General features: G+C 47.3%; 18 protein-coding genes. 5 read left to right on the forward strand and 13 right to left on the reverse strand.

Annotated features, from left to right (window positions below; genetic code table 11):
- Positions 1 to 10 precede the first annotated feature (10 nt).
- Complete coding sequence (gene hisIE / locus JYB87_RS10210) at positions 11 to 661, forward strand: bifunctional phosphoribosyl-AMP cyclohydrolase/phosphoribosyl-ATP diphosphatase HisIE (protein ID WP_407695813.1); 651 nt, start codon at positions 11 to 13, stop codon at positions 659 to 661.
- Between the two features lie 136 nt (positions 662 to 797).
- Here the strand turns inward: hisIE and JYB87_RS10215 are convergent, their stop codons facing one another.
- The 9 genes from JYB87_RS10215 to JYB87_RS10255 form a co-directional block, all read right to left on the reverse strand.
- Complete coding sequence (locus tag JYB87_RS10215; RefSeq protein ID WP_207353402.1) at positions 798 to 1,331, reverse strand: cell division protein ZapC; 534 nt, start codon at positions 1,329 to 1,331, stop codon at positions 798 to 800.
- Between the two features lie 201 nt (positions 1,332 to 1,532).
- Positions 1,533 to 2,555 (reverse strand): quinone-dependent dihydroorotate dehydrogenase, encoded by a 1,023-nt coding sequence (gene pyrD, locus JYB87_RS10220; RefSeq protein ID WP_207353403.1) that lies wholly within the window; start codon positions 2,553 to 2,555, stop codon positions 1,533 to 1,535.
- Positions 2,556 to 2,617: 62 nt separating this feature from the next.
- Entirely contained in the window at positions 2,618 to 7,465 is a 4,848-nt protein-coding gene (locus tag JYB87_RS10225) for an NAD-glutamate dehydrogenase (protein ID WP_207353404.1), read from the reverse strand.
- Positions 7,466 to 7,860: 395 nt separating this feature from the next.
- Positions 7,861 to 8,079 carry a DUF2835 family protein gene (locus JYB87_RS10230; protein WP_207353405.1) on the reverse strand — a complete coding sequence of 73 codons (219 nt, stop codon included), beginning with the start codon at positions 8,077 to 8,079 and terminating at the stop codon, positions 7,861 to 7,863.
- Complete coding sequence (pepN, locus tag JYB87_RS10235) at positions 8,079 to 10,667, reverse strand: aminopeptidase N (RefSeq protein ID WP_207353406.1); 2,589 nt, start codon at positions 10,665 to 10,667, stop codon at positions 8,079 to 8,081. Before pepN ends, JYB87_RS10230 begins: the two co-directional genes overlap by 1 nt.
- 99 nt (positions 10,668 to 10,766) lie before the next feature.
- Positions 10,767 to 12,830, reverse strand: a complete 2,064-nt coding sequence (gene prc / locus JYB87_RS10240; protein WP_207353407.1) for a carboxy terminal-processing peptidase — start codon at positions 12,828 to 12,830, stop codon at positions 10,767 to 10,769.
- A 31-nt stretch (positions 12,831 to 12,861) separates the two neighbouring features.
- A complete protein-coding gene (gene proQ, locus JYB87_RS10245; protein WP_207353408.1) occupies positions 12,862 to 13,524 on the reverse strand; it encodes an RNA chaperone ProQ in 663 nt (220 codons plus the stop codon).
- A gap of 249 nt (positions 13,525 to 13,773) precedes the next feature.
- Positions 13,774 to 14,232, reverse strand: a complete 459-nt coding sequence (locus JYB87_RS10250; RefSeq protein ID WP_207353409.1) for a GAF domain-containing protein — start codon at positions 14,230 to 14,232, stop codon at positions 13,774 to 13,776.
- Between the two features lie 13 nt (positions 14,233 to 14,245).
- Positions 14,246 to 14,527 (reverse strand): YebG family protein, encoded by a 282-nt coding sequence (locus tag JYB87_RS10255; protein ID WP_207353410.1) that lies wholly within the window; start codon positions 14,525 to 14,527, stop codon positions 14,246 to 14,248.
- Positions 14,528 to 14,693: 166 nt separating this feature from the next.
- Between JYB87_RS10255 and JYB87_RS10260 the strand changes: the two genes are divergently transcribed.
- The 3 genes from JYB87_RS10260 to JYB87_RS10270 are packed head-to-tail and all read left to right on the forward strand — an operon-like array spanning position 14,694 to position 18,541.
- On the forward strand, positions 14,694 to 15,344 hold the full coding sequence (locus JYB87_RS10260; RefSeq protein ID WP_207353411.1) for a paraquat-inducible protein A: 651 nt from the start codon (positions 14,694 to 14,696) through the stop codon (positions 15,342 to 15,344).
- Entirely contained in the window at positions 15,328 to 15,957 is a 630-nt protein-coding gene (locus tag JYB87_RS10265; protein ID WP_207353412.1) for a paraquat-inducible protein A, read from the forward strand. The genes JYB87_RS10260 and JYB87_RS10265 overlap by 17 nt, the downstream gene beginning before the upstream one ends.
- Positions 15,944 to 18,541, forward strand: coding sequence for a PqiB family protein (locus JYB87_RS10270; protein WP_207356663.1), 2,598 nt, complete (start codon positions 15,944 to 15,946; stop codon positions 18,539 to 18,541). Before JYB87_RS10265 ends, JYB87_RS10270 begins: the two co-directional genes overlap by 14 nt.
- A 563-nt stretch (positions 18,542 to 19,104) precedes the next feature.
- Here JYB87_RS10270 and JYB87_RS10280 read toward each other — a convergent pair.
- Entirely contained in the window at positions 19,105 to 19,839 is a 735-nt protein-coding gene (locus JYB87_RS10280) for a DUF2726 domain-containing protein (RefSeq protein WP_207353414.1), read from the reverse strand.
- Between the two features lie 150 nt (positions 19,840 to 19,989).
- On the reverse strand, positions 19,990 to 21,216 hold the full coding sequence (locus tag JYB87_RS10285) for a nucleoside recognition domain-containing protein (RefSeq protein ID WP_207353415.1): 1,227 nt from the start codon (positions 21,214 to 21,216) through the stop codon (positions 19,990 to 19,992).
- Between the two features lie 69 nt (positions 21,217 to 21,285).
- Here JYB87_RS10285 and rsmF point away from each other — a divergent pair, with 69 nt between their 5' ends.
- Entirely contained in the window at positions 21,286 to 22,704 is a 1,419-nt protein-coding gene (rsmF, locus tag JYB87_RS10290) for a 16S rRNA (cytosine(1407)-C(5))-methyltransferase RsmF (protein WP_207353416.1), read from the forward strand.
- 268 nt (positions 22,705 to 22,972) lie between these two features.
- On the opposite strand, the gene JYB87_RS10295 is transcribed toward rsmF, so the two are convergent.
- On the reverse strand, positions 22,973 to 23,755 hold the full coding sequence (locus tag JYB87_RS10295) for a TatD family hydrolase (protein WP_207353417.1): 783 nt from the start codon (positions 23,753 to 23,755) through the stop codon (positions 22,973 to 22,975).
- A gap of 44 nt (positions 23,756 to 23,799) precedes the next feature.
- Positions 23,800 to 24,126, reverse strand: coding sequence for a PilZ domain-containing protein (locus JYB87_RS10300; protein WP_207353418.1), 327 nt, complete (start codon positions 24,124 to 24,126; stop codon positions 23,800 to 23,802).
- Positions 24,127 to 24,128: the final 2 nt, after the last annotated feature.

The raw sequence follows: 24,128 nt of genomic DNA on the forward strand, positions 1-24,128 counted from the left end.
AGGATTTGATATGCAAAACGAGACTCTTTTCGCAATGACCACTGAGCAGCAACAAGCCTTGCTGAGGGGCATTGATTGGCAAAAGCAGGACGGTTTAGTACCGGTTGTGGTGCAAAACTACTACTCAGCCAAGGTGTTGATGCTGGGGTATATGAACCCAGAAGCACTGCAAGCGAGCTTTGATAAGCAGTTGGTGACCTTCTTTAGCCGCAGCAAACAACGCTTGTGGACCAAGGGGGAAAGCTCTGGCAACCATCTGCAACTGGTATCGGTGGCAATGGACTGCGATAAAGACTCGCTGCTAGTGCAAGCCGTACCTGTCGGCCCGACCTGTCACAACGGCACTGAAAGCTGCTGGGATGGCGAAGAAGTGCATCCGTTCATTCATGAATTGGAAACCTTAATCCACGGCCGTAAAAACGCGGATCCAAGCAGCAGCTACACGGCATCGCTGTTTGCCCGTGGCACTAAGCGTATTTCGCAAAAAGTGGGTGAAGAAGGCTTAGAAACCGCCTTGGCGGCAGCAACCCACGATAAAGAAGAGTTGGTGAATGAAGCATCAGATCTGATTTATCACTTGCTGGTGCTGCTGGAAGACCAAGAGATGGATTTAGCGAAGATTCACGCCAATCTGGCCAAGCGCCACCGCAATGCCAAATAAGCAAAAGTGATCGTTTCCGCGCTCAACTAGCGAGATCAATAAAGGCGATCATCTGATCGCCTTTTGTATTTCGGCCTGCGCTTGTTAGCCATGAGCATGTTTTAGCAAAATGCCAAACGCTGAGCTCAAAGAGCGATTAAGCCGCCACAATCTGCTGCTGTGCCCGCAGCGGATGCAGTCTATCGTGCATCACTTTGATGGTTTCAAAGCGCTTCAGGGTTTTACTATCGCTCAGCGTACAGCTTTCATCTAACAGCATCACCAATGAGGCTTGCAGGCTCGTCTCAACCACCATCACTAAAGCGCGATCACCGTTGCAGCGCAAATCGAATAGTTTGCCTGGCTCGCTGTAAACGCACACATCGCTCGATTCAAAGAACCAAGACTTAGGCATCTGCGGTTTCAACATAAAGCGCGCCGCCGTAGCGTTTAGCGCCAATTGCACTAAAAAGGCATCAGCTAATGACACGCGGCTGGTGAGCCGCTTTACGATTTCCTCGTAATACTCGGCGTGCTCAACATCAAATTCAGATGAACCAAGCGCATCAGGGATCAACACCTTATTTTTGTAGGGAGTTAAGAACTCCATTTCTTGACCAAGAGAAATACTGAGCACTTCGTACGAGGCGTTATATTTCCATTGCCAAAATTGATCAGGCATTAATAACATAGCGTATCCGTGTGGCCTTATTAATTAATACGAATGCAGATTAGCTTATAATTCACACAACAGCAAAAATTAAATACTATTATTTGAACAAGATTACAACAATTTTATATTAAAACAAAAATCAAATTGATGATCGACAAGATCAAAAAAAGATCGCTTGCGCGATCCTTTTTAGATCATATTCGTGATTTTCGATCGGATCTATCTTTTAGATCGATAAGCGTCAACAATCTCTTTAATTAATTTTGGCCCTTGGTAAATAAAGCCAGAATAAATTTGTACCATCTGCGCACCAGCATCGAGTTTAGCTAACGCATCTTCTGCGCTGTTGATACCGCCACCACCCAGAATTGGCACTTGGCCTTTAAGGCACTTGGCTAAATGTTTAATCACTTTGGTCGACAGCTCTTGCAGTGGCTTACCGCTTAGACCGCCAGTTTCATTTGAGTTGGCAAGGCCACTCACACCGTCACGAGTCAAGGTGGTATTGGTTGCGATAACACCATCAAATTCATTTTGAATCAGCGCATCGGCAATTTTTTCAATTTCTTCTTCAGTTAAGTCTGGAGCAATTTTTAGTGCGACTGGAACATATTTATTATATTTTTCCGCCAATTCTTTTTGACGAATTTTTAAGCTGCGCAATAAATCTTCAAGCAACTCACCGTACTGCATGCTGCGCAATCCTGGTGTGTTAGGTGATGAAATATTCACCGCAATATAATCTGCATATGGATAAACTTTATCCATACAGATTAAATAATCTTCTTTACCTTGTTCAACTGGGGTGTCTTTATTCTTACCGATATTAACACCGACCACTGCGTTTGATTTTTTCGCAATCAGGTTTTTAACCAGATTATCAACGCCCTTATTATTAAAGCCCATGCGATTAATAATCGCTTTGGCAGGCTTAATACGGAACAGACGTGGCTTGTCGTTTCCTGGCTGTGGACGTGGGGTCACTGTACCCACTTCAACATGGCCAAAACCCATTGCGCAAAACGCATCAATACACTCGCCGTCTTTATCCATTCCAGCTGCAAGCCCTACCGGATTAGGGAATGTTACGCCCATAAATGTCACCGGTGCCGGCGGAATTTTTTGACCATAAAAGCAGTTTAGTGGATTGTTGCCTGTCGCTCGTAACCCCTTCATGGCGAGGTTGTGCGCAAGCTCCGGGTCCATCTGAAACATGACCTTTTGTGCGAGTTCGTAAAACATGAGTTCTCCTAAGACCTAAAAAAAGCCCCGGCGAGATGCCAGGGCTTGAAATTTTATAATATTTATCCTTGCCCTTCACAGTGCAAAATGAGCAGATTTAACTCTCTTAGCGCGACCGAGAACTTGGCGAATTCATTTTCACCAGAAGTTTTAAAGTCCGCCAGCATACTGAACCAACGCTCTAACAAGCTTTGGTTGTTCTCTAGCCATTGCGTGATGACTGCTGCGGAGTCACACACTGCCTCACAATTGTGCAGTACCACTGAGGTCAGAGAACGTTGCTGCCAATCTAGCTCTTCGCGGAATGCAGCGCGTGCCAAGGCTTGCCAATGGTTCGATGCTTTTTGAGCAGTAATCTGTTCTAGGAACCAATGCAATTCCACTTTGGCGCCGAGTTGGTAATAAGTTTCGGCTACCAAATTTACTGGTTTTTGCTCTACTTCTGCGATTTGCGCGATATCCAAGCTACAGAACAGTGTGCTCATTTTGGCTACTAAACCAGCCAAGTCACGTGGCACACCTTCACGCTCCAGCGCGCTAATATCAACAGCGATGCCATGCCATTCTTCTTCAACTAAGTAATGGTGAATATTGTCACGCAGGTTTTCGAATACTGGTTTGTAGAAGTTTGCAGTTTCTTCAATGTTCAGTACACGATTGCGATTACGCAGCAACCAACGGCAGACGCGGCGCATATTACGACGCAGCTGATGCAACATTTCACTCTGTACCACGGCAGGTACATCACTACCCAAGCGAGAAATGGCAGAGGTTATATCACCAAACCCAAATATTTCTCTTGCCATAGAGTAACATACAGCGGCTTCTGCAACTGAGGCACCAGTCTCATCCTGCATACGTTGGATGAAGTTAAGTCCGGCCTCGTTAACAATCTGGTTCGCCAGCGAGGTGGCAATAATTTCACCACGCAGTGGGTGCGCTGACATCTTGTCGGCAAAGCGTTGTTGCAGTTTTTGTGGGAAGTAATCCACCAGTAACTGGCTCAGCCAAGGATCGTCGGTCACGGTTGGGGTTACCAACTGTTCTTTCAACACCATCTTGGCGTATGCCACCAACACCGACAGCTCAGGGCGAGTCAAGCCACGATTACTCGCCAGACGTTCGTTCAACTCGTCGTCAGATGGCAAGAATTCCAGCGCGCGGTCGAGTTTGCCCTCTTTCTCCAAATATTGGATAAAGCGGATATGCTCTTTGAGCTGACCGGCAGCATGGGCTTGTGTTACCGAAATGGTACGAGTTTGATCCTTACAATCTTGGATCACGATGTCGGCCACTTCGTGGGTCATCTCTTCCAGCAGTTTGTTACGCTGTTTCACCGTCATTTCGCCTTCAGCCACGAGGCTATTCAGCAAAATCTTGATGTTAACTTCATTGTCTGAGCAGTCCACACCACCCACGTTATCAACGAAGTCGGTGTTCATGCGGCCACCGTTGGCGCAATATTCGATACGACCTAGTTGAGTACAGCCTAAGTTACCACCTTCACCGATGATTTTGGCATTCAACTGATTGCCGTTTACCCGCAGCGCATCGTTGGCACGGTCGCCCACTTCTGCGTTGGTTTCATGGCTAGACTTAACGTAAGTACCGATACCACCGTTCCACAACAGATCGACAGGCATTTTCAGCAGTTCGTGGATCAACTCTGTAGGGTTCATTGACGCTTTGCTGGTGCCAATCATCTTCTTGATTTCAGGAGTCAAGGTGATGGACTTAGCACTACGCAAGAAGATACCACCGCCTTTGGAGATCAACTTCTTGTTGTAGTCTTCCCAACTAGAGCGCGGCAGTTCAAACATGCGTTGACGTTCAGCAAAACTTGCGGCGGCATCCGGCGTTGGGTCGATAAAGATGTGCATGTGGTTGAAAGCCGCTTGCAACAGGGTGTGCTCAGACAGCAGCATTCCGTTACCAAACACGTCACCAGCCATATCACCGATACCCACACAGGTAAATTCGGTGGTTTGACAGTCGATACCCACTTCGCGGAAGTGACGTTTCACTGATTCCCATGCACCACGGGCAGTGATACCCATTTTCTTATGGTCGTAACCGTTAGAACCGCCAGAAGCAAACGCATCGCCTAACCAGAAACCATATTCAATGGCAATGCTGTTGGCCAAGTCAGAGAAGGTTGCAGTACCTTTGTCTGCGGCCACCACCAGATAAGGATCATCTTCATCGTGACGTACGACATCAACCGGTGGCACGATCTCTTTATTGACAATATTGTCGGTGATATCCAGCAGTCCTCGAATAAACAAGCGATAACATTCTTGTCCTTCTTGGAATACCGCTTCACGGCTGCCCTGCTTCGGCATCTGTTTACAAACAAAGCCACCTTTTGCGCCCACCGGCACAATAACTGTGTTCTTCACTTGCTGTGCTTTTACCAACCCAAGCACTTCGGTACGGAAGTCTTCACGACGATCTGACCAACGCAAACCACCGCGAGCCACACGACCACCACGCAGATGCACACCTTCAACTCGTGGGCTGTAAACGAAGATTTCGTACTTCGGCAGCGGTTTTGGCATCTCTGGAATTTGGTCAGGTGCGAACTTGAAGGATACATAGCTCTTCGCTTCGCCAGCCGCATCGTTCTGATAGAAGTTAGTCCGCAGTGTGGCGTTAATCAGATCCAAATAGCGGCGAATGATACGGTCATCATCCAAGCTCGCCACGTCTTCTAGGCGCATGGTGATCTGTTCAACAAACTTTGCCACCGTGCGAGTTTTCAACTTAGGATTGAACTTACGCACGAACATCTTCACTAGCGTATCGGCGATTTGCGGATAACGCGCGAAGGTTTCTTCGATATAGGCTTGGCTGAAAGTCGCGTCAATCTGGCGCATGTACTTAGCGTAAGCACGCAGTACTGACACTTCACGACCGGTCAGGTTAGTGGCCAACACGAGGCGGTTAAAGCCGTCATCTTCGAGCTTCTTATCCCACACCATTGACAGCGCGGTTTGGAAGCGGTCTTGGCTATCGACAATCTCATCTGACACTGCATGTTGCACTGTCATTAAGAAGTCCAAAATCCAGTAGGTTGCGCCGTCTGAGGTAATCACTTCATAAGGACGTTCGTTAATCACCCGCAGGCCAAAGTTTTCCAACATTGGCAACACATCTGACAGATGGATCGGCTCATCTTTGTGGAACAACTTCAAGCGAACTTGGTTGCTGCCTTTAGCAGATTCTTGTGGTTGATAGAACAACATGCCCAAACGATGATTGTCGTTCAGTGCTTCAAGTTGTTGAATATCGACCACGGCCGATGGCGGCAATACGTCATCTTTATAGCTTTGTGGGAACGCCGTTGCATAACGTTTGAAATAGGTGGTGGCTTCCTCTTCACCTGCTGCACTGTGCAGGGCGGCGGAGAGTTTGTCGTTCCACGAGCGTGCTGCTTCAATCAAATTTTGTTCAATCTGTGCCACATCGACGTCCATATTATTGTTGTTGTCTACCTTGACCCGGTAATGGGTACGACAGAGTGAAGATTCAGAAAAATAGGTGGTAAATTCCACTTCTTCAGTCGCGTTAAAACTTTGCGCCAGAATACGTTGTGAATCTTGACGTAAGCGGGTGTTATAGCGGTCTTTAGAAACATACACCAAACAAGAAATAAAGCGGCCATAGCCGTCTTTGCGTACAAATAGCTTCAGCTTGTCACGATCTTGCATCTGCAACACGCCGTGCGCCATTTGGTACAGCTCTTCTACTGACGCTTGAATGATCTCATCACGCGGCAAGTTCTCAAGAATATTCAGCAAGGTTTTGAAATCATGAGAACGTGGGGTCAGCTCAGACATGTCCATCACACGTTGAACTTTTTCAGCGAGCATTGGGATCGCGCGGGGGCTGCGGTTATACAGGTTTGAGGTGTACAAGCCGACGAAACGATCTTCACCAATCACGTTGCCTTTGTCGTCAAAACGCTTGATACCCACGTAATCAACATAAGCGGGGCGATGCACACGACTGCGAGAGCTGCTCTTGGTCAGCACTAACAATTTGCTGTCTAACGCTTGGCGACGGGCGGAATCAGAGAAACTGGATAAGCGCAAACCATGTTCATGCTTATCTTTGCTTGGCTTTTTCATCAAGCCCAAGCTGCTTTCCATGTCAGGCACTAACTCAACGTCACCCTCAACACGGCGCAATTCATAAAAACGATAGCCCAACAGGGTGAAATGATGGTCGCTGAGATATTCGATAAAGCTTATCGCTTCGTCCATCTCTTGTTTGGCGCCAGGGAAAGGTTGGTTAGGAAGGTCTTTAGCGATACTCGCCATTTTGTCCATCATCGGCAGCCAATCATTTACTGCGGCTGCGACATCTGCGAGGGTAGTTTCGAGCTCTTTTTCAATCTGAGTTATATCGTCGTCACTACTTAAGCGGTCAATCTCAATCAAAAATACCGCAATTTTGTCGCTTTGGTCATTGGCGCTTTTCATGGTGGCAACGCGTTCAATACGATCACCGTTGCGGTCAATAGCCAGTGGCGTATGCAGCATCATGTGGGCAGTGACCCCTAACCGACTTAATGCCATGCTGAGCGAATCGACCAAAAACGGCATATCCGGTTGCACAACTTCAATAATGGTGTGGGTTGATTGCCAGCCATGCTTAGATTGACTTGGGTTGAACACCCGCATGTGAGTTTGGCCGATGGCGGTACTATCCAGCGCATTCCAAAGACTGAGAATGGCGCCGTAAAGGTCGCTGTCATTGCGAGCAAGAAGATCATCCCTGGACATTTGCGAGTATAAACATGCGGCAAATTGTTCAACTTGCGTCGCATGTTCTGGCGCGATTTTGTTATGGATGAGGCTAACAACATTTTCCAGCAACACGGAGGGCGTTGAGCTGTTCAAAGCCATAATGATGTTTCCTTAAGCGTCTGTCGAAACGCTTTATAATTAAGGGTTTATTCGATGACCTTGAAACACAAAAAGGATGAGCCCAAGGCCATGGCGCGAAGTTTAGTACCAATAAATTTGCATTTCGAGGAAAATTTTAGTTTGAAATAAAGATGTTATCCAATTGCAGTAAAGAATTTTTTACTCTAGATGAACCGTAAACTGAACAGTTTAAAAAAACAACAAACAATAAATTAGTGAGCGCTGAATAAATAAGCAGTGGTACTGCAAGTTAAGTGGCACTGCGATGCATAAAGATGAAATTTGGTTGAATTTTATACGGTCAAACAATTACAAACAAAATGACGCCATGAAAAAAGCCACTCAACATTGAATGGCTTTGACATATATTGCGTTTACAACAGCTGCAGCGATTTGAAGTGGCCGTTGTCTTCAATCACCAACCGAAACAGCCCATGAATCCCTTCAGCAGTGAGGTATTGGCGAAAGTGACGCCCATGAATGCGTAACACCACGCCATTAACATCGGTCACCTGCACATTTTCAGCGGTACCTTGGTAATAAGGCTTGAACCCATCAAAACTCAGATCAAGCCGAAATACAAACTCACGCATTATACCGCCAACGCCTTGCTGGCCTTTTCATACACATCACGTGACAACTCTGGCAGATCAATCAGTTGCTGCAGGCAACCTTTAATCAGCGCTTGACGTTGTGCATCAAACTTACCGAACTGGATCAGCGGTGTCATAATTCGCGCCGCAACCTGAGGGTTCAGGCTGTTGAGCTTTTTAATCACATCGGTGAGGAATTGATAGCCGCTACCATCGGCACGATGGAACTGCGGTAAATTCACACTGGCAAACGCCCCCAGCAATGAACGCACGCGGTTTGGATTGTTAAAGCTAAATGCAGGATGTTGTTGCAACGCGGTAAGACGATTAATCACATCATCATCACTCACTGACGCTTGTAACATAAACCATTTATCCATCACCAATGGTGTATCTTGCCACTGCGTGCCGAACTGCTGCAGCAATTCATCGCGACAACTGGCGTCACCCGCCACTGCCGCTGAAAGTGCAGCTAATGAGTCAGTCATACCGACTGCACTATCAAACTGGGCTTGGATCAGCGCTTCATTACCATCGGCACTACGGGCTAACAGCAGCAAAATGGCATTTTTAAAGCTACGGCTGGCGGGATTATCTTGGCTTGTGAGGTCACGATAACGCGCCAATAGCTCATCTTCACAACCGTCAGCGATGGTATCCATCACAAAATCACGGGCGCTGAACAGGGCATCCAAATCAACACTATCCAACTGTTCAATCAGCGAATTGGCCGTTGGAAACTTGAGCATTTCAGCTGACAATGCATGGTCTTGGCTTTCATGCAGCAGTACAGCACGGAATGCGTCGATGACGCTCGAATCCAAACTCATGGGCTGATGCTGCTGCAAACGTACCACGTTTTGCCAAACGGCTTGGCTGAACAGCGAGACTGAGGCTTCCCAACGCGCCACTTCACTGCTGGCAAAGCCCATCAACACCAACAGTTGCGCCGTTGAATATTGATAATGCAGTTTTACAGGCGCGGAAAAATCTTGAAGCAATGAGGGCACTGGCACACCGGCGACGGAAAACTCAAAACTCTGTTCTGCTTCGGTCACTTCTAACAGTTGGTTTACCAGGCTGTTGCCTTCGGTATCGAGTAATTCAACACTGAAAGGAATATGCACCGGCAATTTAGCGGCTTCATTGGCGCGTTGCGGAGTCAGCTGTTTAACATCAAGGCGATAGATACCTTTAGCCGCATCAAAACTATCACTAACGGTTAGCTCTGGCGTACCCGCTTGGCTATACCAACGGCGGAATTGGGTTAAATCTTTACCGCTGGCATCTTGCATCGCTTGCACGAAATCATCGCAAGTTACGGCTTGGCCATCGTGACGCTCAAAATAGAGTTTCATGCCGGCTTGGAAGCCCTGCTCACCCAGCAAGGTATGCATCATGCGGATCACTTCCGCGCCCTTGTCGTACACAGTCACTGTGTAGAAGTTATTCATTTCAATAACTTCTTCTGGACGAATTGGGTGTGACATTGGGCCTGCATCTTCAGCAAACTGATGATTTTTCATCACCTTAATGGCGTGGATTCGATTCACCGCTCGAGAGCCAACATCTGAGCTAAATTCTTGGTCACGGAAAACGGTCAGCCCTTCTTTCAAACTGAGTTGGAACCAATCACGACAGGTGACGCGGTTACCGGTCCAGTTATGAAAGTATTCGTGACCAATCACAGATTCAATACCGTGAAAATCATCATCGGTCGCCGTTTGTTCATCCGCCAACACGTATTTGGTGTTAAATACGTTAAGACCTTTGTTCTCCATCGCACCCATGTTGAAGAAATCAACCGCAACAATCATGTAGATATCGAGGTCGTATTCCAAATCAAAGCGACTTTCATCCCACGCCATCGCTTTTTTAAGCGATGCCATCGCATGATGAGCTTTATTCAAGTTGCCTTTATCGACAAAGACTTGCAGCTTAACGTCGCGTTGGGTCTTGGTTGTAAAACTGTCTTCAAGCAGATCAAAATCACCCGCCACCAGCGCAAACAGGTAACACGGTTTTGGGAACGGATCTTGCCAACAGGCATAATGCCAACCATCGGCCAAGCTGCCCTCTTCCACTTTGTTACCATTACTCAGCAGGAATGGAAATTCTTTGGGCGCTTCAATACGGACTTGATAGCAGGTTAATACGTCAGGGCGATCGGGGAAGAAGGTAATACGACGGAAACCTTCCGCCTCACATTGGGTGCAATAGGCACCATCGGACATATATAAACCTTCGAGACTTGAGTTAGCGGCCGGGCTAATCGCAGTCACCACAGTCAATTCAAATTCACTGGGCACATTGTTGATAACCAACTTGCCTTCTGCTTGCTCAAATGCAACATCGTTTCCATTGACCAGCACTTGCTGAATTGTTTGCTGCTCGCCATCCAACACCAGCGGGCGGCTGTGTTCGCCATTACGTGTGATTTTGCTGACAGCGGTTACGCGGGTAGCTTCAGGTTGCAGACGAAAACTCAACGCCAATTCAGGCACCAAATAATCTGGTGGCAAATAATCAGCCAAACGCTTTGCGGTTGGTTGAGTTGTGGCGGTAGACGAAACCTGATTTTCTGACATATCACTGCCTCCGAAAAAACTGACTAACATCACTGCTGGCTTTGCAGTGTAAATCCGAATAAAAAACGCGCCTTAAGCGCGTTTTTCGTGAGCTAAACCTTAGCTACTGTGTTTAGCATTTTTGTCGTAATCGACCATATCGAGCGTGATGAATGCGGCTTCATCTAAGAACACGTCAGGTTTGGCAATCTCTTGCTCTTCTTTGCTCACCCCGTCTTCTTCATCCAGTGTTGCGAGTGGCTTGAGACCATGTTTCACACGGCGTTCATTCAAGCGCAGTAACGCAGTTGCATCTTCGTCATCACGTTCTTTCAAACGTTCACTTTCCACCAGCGATACACTCTTTTCATCGTGGCGAGTACGGAAGGTTTTAATATCTTGCTGCACATAATCAAATTCAACATTCTTGGCGATGCGTTGCTTATGCGCGCTATCAAGCTGTTGAATTTCAGCTTTAGATACTTCATTCAGCGGCAGATATTCTGCTGGCGGCACTTGATCCCACGGCAGTGCATTATCTTGCTCCGCTTCACCATACTCACCCGCAGCCAGTGCTGTTGGGAATAGAATGTCTGGGGTCACACCTTTACGCTGAGTACTACCACCGTTAATGCGATAGAACTTAGCAATGGTGTATTGCACGTGGCCGATAGGCTTATCGTACATATCGTAAATACGACCAAGGCTCTTATGTTGTTGCACAGTGCCTTTACCAAATGTGGATTCTCCCACAATCAACGCACGGCCATAATCTTGCAGTGCTGCAGCAAAAATTTCTGATGCTGATGCTGAGTAGCGATCAACTAACAGGGTCAAAGGACCATCGTAGTAGACCTTACCGTCGTTATCGCGATTTTCGCTGATACGACCGCTGGCATCACGGATCTGCACCACTGGGCCTTGATCGATAAACAGGCCAGTCATTAAAGTTGCTTCCGTTAACGCGCCACCGCCGTTACCACGCAAATCAATGACCAAACCTTCGATGTTGTCCGCTTTAAGCTTTTCAATCTCTTTTGCAACATCGTTCGACAGGTTCATGTAGAACCCAGGCACATCAATCACGCCGACTTTGCGATTGGCATAAGGGCCAGTTTTTGGCTCAATCACTTTGGAAGACGCCGCGCGGTCTTCAAGGCGGATTTTGTCGCGAGTTACGGTGACGGAGAAGGTTTTGGCGGTATTGCCGCCTTTTTTCGGCAAGACTTGCAGGGTTACTTTACTGCCCTTTGGCCCTTTGATGAGATCCACCACGTCGTCTAAACGCCAGCCGATCACATCAACCACATCGCCATTGTCTTGACCCACACCGACAATTTTATCGTCTGGCTCAAGTTTACCGCTGGTTGCAGCAGGGCCACCGGCGACCAAACTTTTGATGACGGTGTAGTCGTCTTCCATTTGTAACACGGCACCAATCCCCTCGAGGCTGAGGTTCATGTCCATTTCAAAACGTTCTGCGTTACGCGGAGAGAGATAGCTGGTGTGCGGTTCAATGCTACGAGCAAACGCGTTCATGACGCCTTGGAACACATCTTCGCTGTTAGTTTGCTTCATGCGCTTGATAGCGTTGTTGTAGCGCTTTTGCAGTACATCAACGATTTCTGGCCAGCTTTTGCCGGTCAGTTTCAAACTCAGTGCGTCGTATTTAACGCGTTCGCGCCACAACTCATCCAACTCGGCTTCGTTTTTTGGCCAAGCCGCATCTTTGCGGTCATATACGTATTTGTCGCCTGCGACATCAAACTTCATCTCGCTATCAAGCAAGGTCAAAGCATGAGCAAAGCGTTCATAGCTTTTTTGCTGAACCAGTTGAAACATGTCATAGGCTGGGGCTAACTCGCCACTTTTGATCATGTCATCAAATTGCGTGGCGTATTTTGCCGTCAGCTGATCAACGTCGCTTTGTAACAGAACATTTTTACGGTAGTCCAACTGTTCTAAAAAGCGTTCGAAGATAGCTTTAGAAAACTCATCATCTAAGGCAATACGGTGATAGTGTGAGCGGGTGAAAAGTCCCGCAACACGCTTACTGGTGACCTGATGTTGAGGTTCTTGGTGTAATTCTGGTAACTCACTGACCGGGATTGTCGGTGATATAGCAAACGCCTGAGAACCTAACAACATACTGGCCATTGACGCAGCTATAATAATCTTTTGCATCAGCAAGTTACTCCTAAATCACTTTTCCTTGTTACAGCAGAATATGCTCTGCTTTTACCTTCACAGTCAACCCACTGTTAAGTTGAACTTGAATGTCTTCTTTGTTGATGTCGCTGATTACGCCCGGCACCGGGGTAGCACCCAACTTAACATTGACCTTTTGGCCTGATGTCAGTTGAGACAACTCAGCTTGCACAAGATTCACTACTGGTGCTTCAACTTTCTTCGGCGCAGGCTTTTTAAAGCTGGCTTTTTTAGCGAAATCGGCTTTGGCACGAGGCTTACGCTTAGCGTTATCACGCGGCTTTTGTTCGCCTTCAGCGGTTTTGCCAGCAGCTTTAGCTGTTTCTTGGCGACGCGCTTTCGCTTTATCTTGGCTATCTTTCAACGCCTGTTGGGCATGTTCAATATGTTCAGCTTCAAGCGCACCACATGGGTTACCGTCGAGATCAACGCGTTGTACGCCTTCTTTCAACGATTTCAGATAGCGCCAGCTATTAGTGTAGCGGCGGATGGCAATACGTAACTGAGTTTTGCTGACTTTGGAATCATCGGCTAACCGTTCAGCCAAGTCTTGAAACAGGCCAATTTTCAGAGGCTTAGTTTCGCCTTCAGCAATAAAACATAACGGGAACGTCTCGTAAAGATAAGCCAGGATGGCGTTGGTATCGGTCAACTTTTCTGTTGATTCCATAATAAATCCACAAATTGCAGGGACGCCAGCACGGTTGTTTTAAGTGCACGCGACTGGGTCATTAATTACTACTATCCGTAAGGACAGCGCTCTCATACGTATGATCCGGCTGCCGACGGTGTCATAATTTACCATAACAACTCTGAACTCGAGTTGCCACATTGATAAACGCCACCATCTGCCAAAGCCGCCTATTATAAGCGGCATTATGACGAAATCGACTACAATCCGCCGAAAATCGTGCGCCTTTTAAGCAAACACACACTTTTCAAAACTAGCAACGAGGGTTTCAAGCCCAATTTGATCCGTTTCATCGAAACGGGCGAACTTTGGACTATCAATATCGAGTACCGCAATTACCTTGCCATCTTGGCGTACTGGCACCACGATTTCGGAGTTACTTGCCGCATCACAGGCGATATGCCCGTCAAATTCATGCACATTTTCTACGCGCTGGGTTTTGTCTTCTGCCACAGCGGTACCACACACGCCTTTACCCACGGCAATACGGCTACAGGCGACTTTGCCTTGAAAGGGGCCGAGCACCAATTGGCCCTCTTTCATCAGGTAGAAACCCACCCAATTAAGATCGGTCAACTGATCATTTAGTAGTGCGGAGAAGTTAGACATGGCACAAATGAGATCGTGCTCGCCTTCGAAGAGTGCTTGTACCTGACGGTCGAGTGATTGGTAAAACTCGGAGATCATTCAACGCTCGCTATTATTGAGTTTCGGATTCTGATTTTTTGCTTCGTTTGGCGGGAGCTTTTTCAGGCACTCCACCCTTGAGCAAATTGGACAGCGTATCTTTATTGGATGCTAAATAAAAAGCAAGCTTTTCAATTACGTTATCTTCGAGCTCAAGTTCACTTTGTTGCAGGAACGGAATTAGGTTATCAGCGACATCTAGCATGCGGTCATACGCATCGGCCTCTTTCTTCGAAGCAAACGTCATTTTCTCTACCCCATCTCTGACAACCACAAATTGTGTAATAACGGCCATGACTGCCCCTTAAACTGTGTATTTATACAGTACAAGCTTCGCACATTTTTTGCCGCTGGTGCAACCATTTATCGGTTTCTGTTAAGATTGCGCTCTCTATCGGCAAGGGTAATGATATTATTTTGGCCTTAAACCAATTGCGCTTTTGGGTGGAGTAGCTTCCTCTATGACCGGTTCTTCAACGACACCGCGCAAACATTGCAATTTAATTGTGTGTCGCGGCTGCGATTTAGTCGTCAGTAAACGTGCGTTGCCCTCAGGGGTTCGCGCGGTCTGCCCGCAATGCAATACTGCCCTTTATGATCAACCATACTGCGCGCTTAATGGCGTGTTGGCGTTATGTATTACCGCCATTTTACTGTACATCCCATCAATGCTATTTCCGGTGTTAGAGATCCATTTTCTCGGCAGTATTCGTAGCAGTACCGTGTTTCAAGGCGCAATGGCGGTGTGGCATCAAGGATATTGGGTGGTCGGCCTTGGGGTGTTACTTGGCGCGGTAATCGCACCGGCGGTATTACTGGGTTCGATCATGGCGCAGTTACTGATTATTCAAACCGGTTGGTATCGCTCCAAGTTTGGTCGGGACACTTTAAATGGATTGTTGCGTTATCATAGTTTTATTAACCAATTGTCGATGCTTGAGATTTACGTGATCAGCTTTTTGGTAACCTCATTTCAGTTATCAGATTTTGCCGATGTTTACTTCGGCCTTGGTACGCTGTGCTTTACCCTGTTATTTGTGATTACACTGTTTTTGCAGCGCGAATATAACCTAGAACATATGTGGGGTTACGTCAGTGAATCACACGACTAAGTCCCGCGGCATTGAGCTGGGGCTCTTCCGCTGCCAAGTGTGTGGTGAATTAAATGACCAACAGCTGAGTCATTGCAGTCGCTGTCATTCAGCGATCCATCCGCGCAATTATCGCAGTTTGCAAAACAGCTGGGCCTTGTTAATCACTGCCGCCATTTTGTTGTTTCCAGCCAATATCTACCCGATCACCACCCTCACCAAAAGTGGTGTAGTCACCCACGAAACGATTTTTTCTGGGATATTGCGCTTAGTTCACGCCGATTTGATGCCGATTGCGGTAATTGTATTCACCGCCAGTATTTTAGTGCCTTGGCTAAAAGTGATCGGCTTGGCGTTTTATCTCTCTGCGATCAGTTTCAACATGCCAATTTCGCGCAAAAAGCTCACCATTGGCTTTCATATTATTGAATGGATTGGGCGCTGGTCGATGCTTGATCTGTTTGTGATTTCGTTATCGGTAGCGTTAGTTAGCATGGGGCAGTTGCTTGACGCACAGCCCGCGCCCGCCGCTACCGCGTTTGCATTAGTGATATTTTTTACTCAGTTAGCCGCTAAGACTCTGGATACAAGGCTACTTTGGGATCAACTGGATAAACATGATGACACACCCTGAGCAACCAAAAGTGGTTCGAAAAAAGTTATTTTCTCCGGTATGGCTGTTACCTATCATCGCCCTCGCCTTGGGCGCATGGTTGGGCATTAAAAGCATTCGAGAATCTGGCGTTGATGTACGGGTACACTTTCCTAGCGCAACCGGGATCGATGTCAGCAAGACCTTAGTGCGTTATAAAGGCTTGAACGTTGGCAAAGTGGTCGATATCTCCATCGATGACAACCTCGAAGGCGTGAACGTTGATCTGGTGCTCGACTATCGTGCCAACAGCCTGCTACGTGAAAACACCAAATTTTGGTTAGTCACCCCAAAAGCCAGTATCACCGGCGTTGAGGGCTTAGATGCGCTGTTTTCCGGTAACTACATTGGTATGTTGCCCGGCGAAGGCGATTTTCAAGATCAGTTTGAAGCCGAGCGTGAAGCCCCCACCGTTATCCCTGCCGGCGATGGTTTAGTCATCGAATTAAGCGCAGACGAACTTGGCTCACTTGATGTTGGTTCGCCCATTTTCTATCGCCAAATTCCAGTGGGAAATATCGTGAGCTACCACCTGGATGAGCACAAAAAAATCCAACTTAAAGGGTTTGTGCAACGCCAGTATGCCCATCTGGTCAAGCAAGATTCACGTTTTTGGAATGTGTCTGGTGTGCGCGTTGATGCATCACTGTCTGGTATCAAAATCGATACTGAAAGCATTGCCTCTATTCTCGCTGGCGGTATCGGCTTTAGTTCACCAGAACTCTCCGCTGCAGCAAACGATGATCAGCTCTTTCAACTGTACGACAGCCAACAAGAAGCCCAAGGTGGTAGCAGCTTTCTGTTAACCGCGGCGAGTGCCGACGGCATCAAAGTCGGTACCGATGTGGTGTTCCGCGAATTGCCGGTTGGCGAAGTTGAAGAACTGAAACTTACAGATGATGGTGTAGCGATCCACATTCGCATGGACCGCCCTTACTCAGCGTTAATTGGCACTGATGCGCAGTTTTGGGTAGAAGGTGCAGAGTTGTCGCTAAGCAAAGTTTCCCATCCTGAGCGCCTGATCAGCGGTAATGTCATTCGCTTTACCCCAGGTTCAGGTTCACCTAAAACCGAATATCCGTTACTGGCTGCGGCACCAGAATCAAACGGCGAACCATTAGCCATTACCCTATTCGCCGCCGAAAACCCCGGTACCAACGTTGGGGCAGATATTCGCTACCGCAACGTTAAAATTGGTGAAGTCACCGCCGTTAACCTCAACAGCGATTTTAATGGGGTTAGTATTCTTGCTGAAATCGATGCACCATTCGCCAAGTTAGTCAATCAAGGCAGCGACTTCATTGTGCAATCACCGCTACAGGTGAAAGCATCGCTTGAGGGGATCGAAGTGAATGGCACCGATGTTGATAACATCACTAAAGGCAGAATCGATTTGCGCCCCGGTAAAGGCAAAAGTCTGAGCACCGATGCCCGCTTACCGATTTTTGCGTCTGCAGAAGCCGCCAGCCACTACTACCAACATCAAAAGCAATTGGTATGGCAACTCCATAGCCCAACGACGGCGGTCAGCAATGGCAGCGATGTTTTTTACAAACAGATGAAAATTGGCAAAGTCAGCGACGTTAAGTGGCAAGCCGCTCATGACAGTTTTGCAATTACGCTGGCAATTGACCCAACCTATCGGTCATTACTTTCCGAACGCAGCGTATTTTGGCCCACAGAAGCGCTGACATTAGATGCCAACCTCAATGGTGTCGAATTATCGGTTGCTCCGTTGTCAGGCATTATCAAAGGCGGCGTTACGCTTGGGCTACTTAGCGAACCTGCGACAGATAACCACCTACTTTACGCCAGCAAAACCTTGGCCGAGCAACAGTCAGTGCCCGTTGCATTAACCTTGCCGCTCAGTGCTGGGCTACATTCTGGTGCGGATATCCGCTATCGCGGCAACACGGTTGGCACCGTTGCCAAGGTACATCTGAGCGATGATATGCAAGCGTTAACCGCAACAGCTTATCTCTACGGTCGTTTTGCCGAGCAGTTGCGCCGTAGCGACAGTCACTATCAGCTTGAAGATGCTGAGCTATCGTTAAACGGCGTTAAAAACGCCAGCGCAGTGATTACGGGCCCGTTTATTTCGGTGACGCCCGGCACGGCTGCCCAGCTCATTGACCAGTTTGCGGTGGCGCCTGCCGCTTCCGCAATCGACACCGGTCATCCATTGGCCATTACCTTAGTGCGCGACGAACTGGGTTCCATCAAGCAAGGCACGGGTATTTTCTACCGTGGTATTCGCATTGGTGAAGTCAGCCACTACCAATTATCAGCAGCAGGCAATCAAGTGGTGATCGACGGCCTAATCGCCGAGCAGTATCAACATCTGGTTAATGCCAGCAGCCACTTTTTTGATTTGTCAGGGATTAAGATTGACGCTGGGATTTTCTCTGGCGTACAAGTCGAAACAGGCTCAATGGAAAATATCATCGCTGGCGGGATTGGGGTCGCGACGGAGTTTAATACTCAAACCGCAGGGAAAGCAGAAGCCCCGTTCATCCTTGAGAACAAACCTCAAGCTGACTGGCTAAAATGGGCTCCAGCGCTGTAACAGCAAGCTGATAAAATACCCAAAGGCGGTCTCAGTTTGAGACCGCCTTTTTTATGCATGCTAAAAAGCTTTTGGACAAAAATGAGTTACCGTAAGTGAGTAACTTACCTGTCTAGAGAAGCGGTTAAAACTTGATAACAATCTATTTCTAATAGCAAATCAGAATCAATCGATGATCCTGCCAATGATAAATATCACCAGCCCGCTAAAGCCTGCTAAAACAGCGAAATGGTTTGAACCTGCAATTGCAGCAACTATTGCACTACAAATGAGAATAAAGCCTCCGAATTCCCATTTCGCACCAGACCTTTTTACCCTAACAGGGTTGGCATTAACTGCGTTAGGTAACGGCCATCCACATCCGGGACACGCCATCGCTTTATCAGATATATCCCTGCCACATTCACTGCACTTGATTAGCGCCACTTCGCCTCCCATGCCTTAAACACCCAACTGGTACGGCCTGATTTCTATAGACACTCTGTAGTATTACTAAAATTTGGTCAATCAGTGTGTATCACACCTAGCCTAAATTTATGACGCCGACTTTCAATGGGGCATACTTAATCTAAAATACAGCGACATTTTGGAAATGCACTGCACCCCCAAAATTCGTGCCCTGCATTACTGCCCGATTTTGCTGTTCTAAGTACCATTGGTTCACCACATTTAGGGCATGTTCTCGATGTGACTTCCTCTGTTTTTTCCACGGTCTGTTTGAGTTGTGCTGTGTATTCCTCATTTGCAGTAGGAACATCACTATATGCCTCTGGCGCAATGATAACCTCTTCATTTGCTGTGCTGCAGGAAGTGCTTATAGCATCTTTAACTAGTTGCCTAAGGTCAGCCAATACATAAGACCTTGCAGCTTTAACCCTAAGTAAAGTGAATCCAGCTGAGGCACACGCTCTATTTACGAACTCATCACGTTGCTGAACCTTTTTGGTGTTATGACTTGCATCATCAAGTTCAACGCCGAGTATAAGTGAGCAATCGTCTTTATTGCATAAAACAAAATCAAAGTGCTTTGATGACACTTTATTAAATGCCCGTTGCCAGTTTGTTCGATTCATTCCTGATATCGGCACCAGCACATCTGCAATGCGCACTTTGGCAAATACCAAGGCGTCATTACCAACTGCTTGGACTAATGCACCATAAAAAGAACGCTCTGCTTTTGTGAGCAAAAATTGAGTCGATTGATATGTGTATTGGGATTGATCCGGTTTACTACCTAAAAGTGCTATAACGATGAGCAGTACGATGCAAGTCAGCAAAAATAGCAGTGCAATATCCATATTTAAATTGTCGATTCCATGTTGTGAGCAACTAATCAAGGTTACTTTGTAGCATTATTAAAATTTGGTCAATTAGCTCAAGATAACGAGTCCTAGCTCCGTAGCTTGGCATGAGGTAATCGGATAACCGTACTTTCACCCCGAAAGTCATCATCCATAAAACCAATAAGCGAGCACAATAGCGGCCAATATCCCTGCAACATCGGCCAGCAAGCCACAAGCAACGGCGTGGCGACCATTTTTAATGCCCACCGCGCCAAAATAAACCGCTAACACGTAAAATGTGGTTTCTGTGCTGCCTTGAAATATCGAGGCGAGTCGCCCAGCAAAAGAATCCACCCCATAATGATTCATGGTTTCTAACATCATGGCGCGGGCACCGGACCCACTGAAAGGCTTCATCAGGGCAGTAGGCAAGGCATCAACAAAACGGTTATCAATACCAACTAACGCCACTAGCCAGCGTAACGCGTCAAGTAGCAGATCGAGCGCACCTGAGCCACGCAACAGTGCAATGGCGAGCAACATGGCTAGCAAATATGGGATCAGTTTTATCGCTTGCTCAAAGCCCTCTTTAGCACCATCAACAAACTCTTCATAAACGGCCACATGGCGCACCAATGCCGTAAGCACGAATGAAAAGATAAGCCCGAGCAGTACTATGTTGCCAGCGAGTGTCGATACATGGCCGATCATATCTGCGCTCAAGGTGCCGAGGTAAGCGATTAAGCTCCCTAAAAATGCAACACCTGCGGCGGCATAGGCCGCTACGGTCAAATTGAGTAACGGCAACCGTTGCCACCATGCAACCGCTAACAGCCCGACTAATGTCGAGCAGGAGGTCGCTAGTAATATCGGCAAAAATACATCTGCCGGAGCAACGGCGCCTTGCTGAGCGCGATAGAGAAAGATAGTCACCGGCACCAGCGTAACCGACGAGGTATTCAGCACTAAAAACATGATTTGCGCATTACTGGCCGTGTCAGGTTGGCCATTATGTCGCTGTAAATCGGCCATGGCTTTTAAGCCCAGTGGCGTGGCTGCAGTATCTAAACCCAACAGGTTTGCAGTGAGGTTCATAGTCACACTACCAAAGGCTCGATCACCTTTAGGGAGTTCGGGCATCAATTTGGCAAGCAATGGCTCAAACAACTTTGCTAACACGCCAATCATTCCCGACAGTTCGCCCAAGCGCATTAACCCCATCCATAAACTCAACACGCCAATTAATCCCAAGGCGATTTTCGCCGCTAAGGTGGCACTATCAAACACGGCGGCCATCGTCGTGCCCACCACGTCTGTATCACCATGGGCTAAACGCCACGCCACAGCCGCCAAGGCCACCGCAAAGAAGTAACTCCAAATCTTATTTAGCAAACTCGCTCTCCAGCTTTTTGACCGACCTAATGCTATAATCGGCGCAATTTGTAATGCTGCTTATCGGTTATGGTTCAATTAAATCAAGATTTTATCAATAGTATCGCGAATGATTTGCCCGCAGAATTATCCCTCGACGATTTTATCGCCTATTGTGATAAACCTCTGCGACCATCATTACGAGTAAATACGCTTAAAATTAGTGCTGAGGTACTGGTTACGCGCTTAACCACCGCTGGTTGGGAATTATCGCCCGTGCCTTGGTGTCACGATGGATTTTGGTTCACTGCGCCAAACGATATTCAACCCGGTAATACCGTTGAGCATCTTCAAGGGTTATTTTATATTCAAGAAGCCAGTTCAATGATGCCGCCTACCGCACTCTTTGACCAATTGCCGATGCCAGACGCGGTATTGGATATGGCATCAGCCCCAGGCTCAAAAACCACGCAAATTGCTGCATTAATGAATAATTGCGGCTTATTGGTGGCAAACGAATATTCCTCAAGCCGCACTAAGATACTGCATGCCAATCTTGGCAGAATGGGAGTCAGCAACACTGCCATGACCCACTTTGATGCGCGGGTGTTTGGTGAATATCTTTATGAAACTTTCGACGCAATTTTATTGGATGCGCCCTGCAGTGGCGAAGGCACGATTCGCAAAGATCCGCTGGCACTTAAAGATTGGCGTCAAAGCGATATCGACGACATTGCCGCGACGCAACGCGATTTGATTATCTCCGCCTTTTTGGCACTCAAACCCGGTGGCACCTTGGTGTATTCCACCTGCACGCTCAATAAACGAGAAAACCATCAGGTGTGCCACTTTCTAAAGCAGCAATATGGTGATGCGGTTGAATTTGTGTCGTTAGCCAATCTTTTTCCCAATGCCGACAAAGCGTTATCAGAAGAAGGTTTCTTGCATATCTGGCCGCAGATCTATGACAGCGAAGGCTTCTTCGTGGCCAAACTGAAAAAGACTGCCTCCGTGCAGCCACTAAGCAGCACCAACAATAAAGCGCGAAATTTCCCGTTCACACCGATCAGCCACAAGCAGTTTCAGGAACTTAAGCAAACGATTGGTGAATTACTGCAATACAACTTTGATCAACAACGCTTGTGGCAGCGGGATGATGAAATCTGGTTATTCCCCGAGGGCATTGCGCCACTATTAGACAAAATGCGTTTCCAGCGCTTAGGGCTTAAGGTAGCAGAAGTCAGTAAACATGGTCTCAAAGTGCAACAGGAAGCAATCTCTGCCCTCGCCTATGCAGCGAGCGCGATTGAGCTAACTGAGCCGCAAGCCATTGAGTACTTGATGGGGCGCGACATTGCCCTTGCTGGCAATGAAAAAGCGCAAGGTGAATGTTTGGTAGCGTGGCAAGGGGTACCGCTGGGAATGGCAAAGCATCTTGGTAACCGCTTGAAGAACCAATTGCCACGGCATCAAGTGCGTGACAAGGTTTCATCTAGCAGCTCAAAATAACATAGAAGTATATTTAATAACCAATTAGTATAAAAAATATACCCAAATGCGCATTGCATTTTAAAATCTCGTCTAGACTTTGATCAGAGATAGCAATCCTGTCACATCTCGACTTAAGCGCACGGCTCTTAATGAGCCATTCCCCTGGGCCCAGAACATTGGAAATAGTTTTGGGCCTTTTTTTATCTGTCGTTTAACCAAAAAACAGCAGCTTCCGGCGGATTTGAATCTTAAACTCAGCCGTGACCTTCACAATACTGCCTTATTATCAACGATATGGCTTGGCTTCTTTAAAGCAGTTAAAGAAGTTGTCTGTGGTATAGGCCGCCAACTCATCGAACGACTCGCCGCGTAACTCCGCCACAAAGCGGGCAACATCTTTTACGAACGCAGGCTGATTTTCTTTGCCACGGTGCGGTACTGGCGCCAAAAATGGTGAATCAGTTTCAACCAACAAGCGTTCTTTCGGGATCTTTTTAACTACATCCCGCAGTGCATCAGCATTACGGAAAGTCACAATCCCCGAAATAGAGATATAGAAACCGATATCCATCGCAGCTTTTGCCATTTCCCAGCTTTCGGTAAAGCAATGTAATACACCGCCGCATTTTTCAGCGTGGCCATTGTTGAGGATATCGAGCGTATCTTGACGGGCATCGCGGGTATGAATAATCAGCGGTTTGTTGAGTTCAACCGCCACCTCAACTTGCGATTCAAAACATTGTTGCTGTAGCGCTTTGTTGTCTGGGCTATAGAAGTAATCCAGCCCCGTTTCCCCAATCGCAACGACTTTGTCGGTTTGCGCAAAACGGCGTAAATCAGCAGCGGATACACCATTTTCAACATCTAGCGGATGCACACCGGCTGATAACAATACGTTAGGGAATGGCATCATACGTTGTTGCATCGCTTCAAACTCTTGAAGGCGTACATTCACGCATAAAAAATGGGAGATACCGAGCGATTGGGCATCGGTTAATACGGCATTTAGCGTCGCTTCATCTGGTGCAATTTTCAGACGGTCCAGATGGCAATGGGAATCAACTAACACAACAACTTCCGAGGAAAAACATGAGGGCGCACAGAATAACTGTGCTACATGGTGCAGGTCAAATCGCCGCTGGCCAATTCTCTTGATAACAAGTTTTCAATGAGTTGTTTGTGTTCGGCAGCTTCAGAGACTATTTTGACGCCAATCCCTGCAGGACGACCGCCGGAAGCACCCATTGGATTAATCCACACAACTACGCCTTGAAACTCATGCATGCCGGTGCTGCCAGGCAAACGATAGCCTACCTTGATATCTTGACCGAGAAAATGAGGCTCTGTCGTTGCCACGAACAATCCTGCCGGGGTAATAAACGGCATATAGGCGCGATAAAGCTGATGTAAAGTGTCGAAATTCGCTATCAAATCAACCATAA

This window comes from Shewanella avicenniae (assembly GCF_017354945.1).
GTDB lineage: Bacteria > Pseudomonadota > Gammaproteobacteria > Enterobacterales > Shewanellaceae > Shewanella > Shewanella avicenniae.

Excerpts from the sequence above, each read along its gene's own strand:
- proQ (WP_207353408.1), bottom strand. The coding sequence starts at position 13,524 with ATGGAATCAACAGAAAAGTTGACCGATACCAACGCCATCCTGGCTTAT.
- JYB87_RS10250 (WP_207353409.1), bottom strand. The coding sequence starts at position 14,232 with ATGATCTCCGAGTTTTACCAATCACTCGACCGTCAGGTACAAGCACTC.
- JYB87_RS10255 (WP_207353410.1), bottom strand. The coding sequence starts at position 14,527 with ATGGCCGTTATTACACAATTTGTGGTTGTCAGAGATGGGGTAGAGAAA.
- hisIE (WP_407695813.1), top strand. The coding sequence starts at position 11 with ATGCAAAACGAGACTCTTTTCGCAATGACCACTGAGCAGCAACAAGCC.
- JYB87_RS10300 (WP_207353418.1), bottom strand. The coding sequence starts at position 24,126 with ATGGTTGATTTGATAGCGAATTTCGACACTTTACATCAGCTTTATCGC.
- JYB87_RS10215 (WP_207353402.1), bottom strand. The coding sequence starts at position 1,331 with ATGTTATTAATGCCTGATCAATTTTGGCAATGGAAATATAACGCCTCG.
- JYB87_RS10230 (WP_207353405.1), bottom strand. The coding sequence starts at position 8,079 with ATGCGTGAGTTTGTATTTCGGCTTGATCTGAGTTTTGATGGGTTCAAG.
- JYB87_RS10260 (WP_207353411.1), top strand. The coding sequence starts at position 14,694 with ATGACCGGTTCTTCAACGACACCGCGCAAACATTGCAATTTAATTGTG.
- JYB87_RS10280 (WP_207353414.1), bottom strand. The coding sequence starts at position 19,839 with ATGGATATTGCACTGCTATTTTTGCTGACTTGCATCGTACTGCTCATC.
- JYB87_RS10225 (WP_207353404.1), bottom strand. The coding sequence starts at position 7,465 with ATGGCTTTGAACAGCTCAACGCCCTCCGTGTTGCTGGAAAATGTTGTT.
- prc (WP_207353407.1), bottom strand. The coding sequence starts at position 12,830 with ATGCAAAAGATTATTATAGCTGCGTCAATGGCCAGTATGTTGTTAGGT.
- JYB87_RS10270 (WP_207356663.1), top strand. The coding sequence starts at position 15,944 with ATGACACACCCTGAGCAACCAAAAGTGGTTCGAAAAAAGTTATTTTCT.
- rsmF (WP_207353416.1), top strand. The coding sequence starts at position 21,286 with ATGGTTCAATTAAATCAAGATTTTATCAATAGTATCGCGAATGATTTG.
- pyrD (WP_207353403.1), bottom strand. The coding sequence starts at position 2,555 with ATGTTTTACGAACTCGCACAAAAGGTCATGTTTCAGATGGACCCGGAG.
- pepN (WP_207353406.1), bottom strand. The coding sequence starts at position 10,667 with ATGTCAGAAAATCAGGTTTCGTCTACCGCCACAACTCAACCAACCGCA.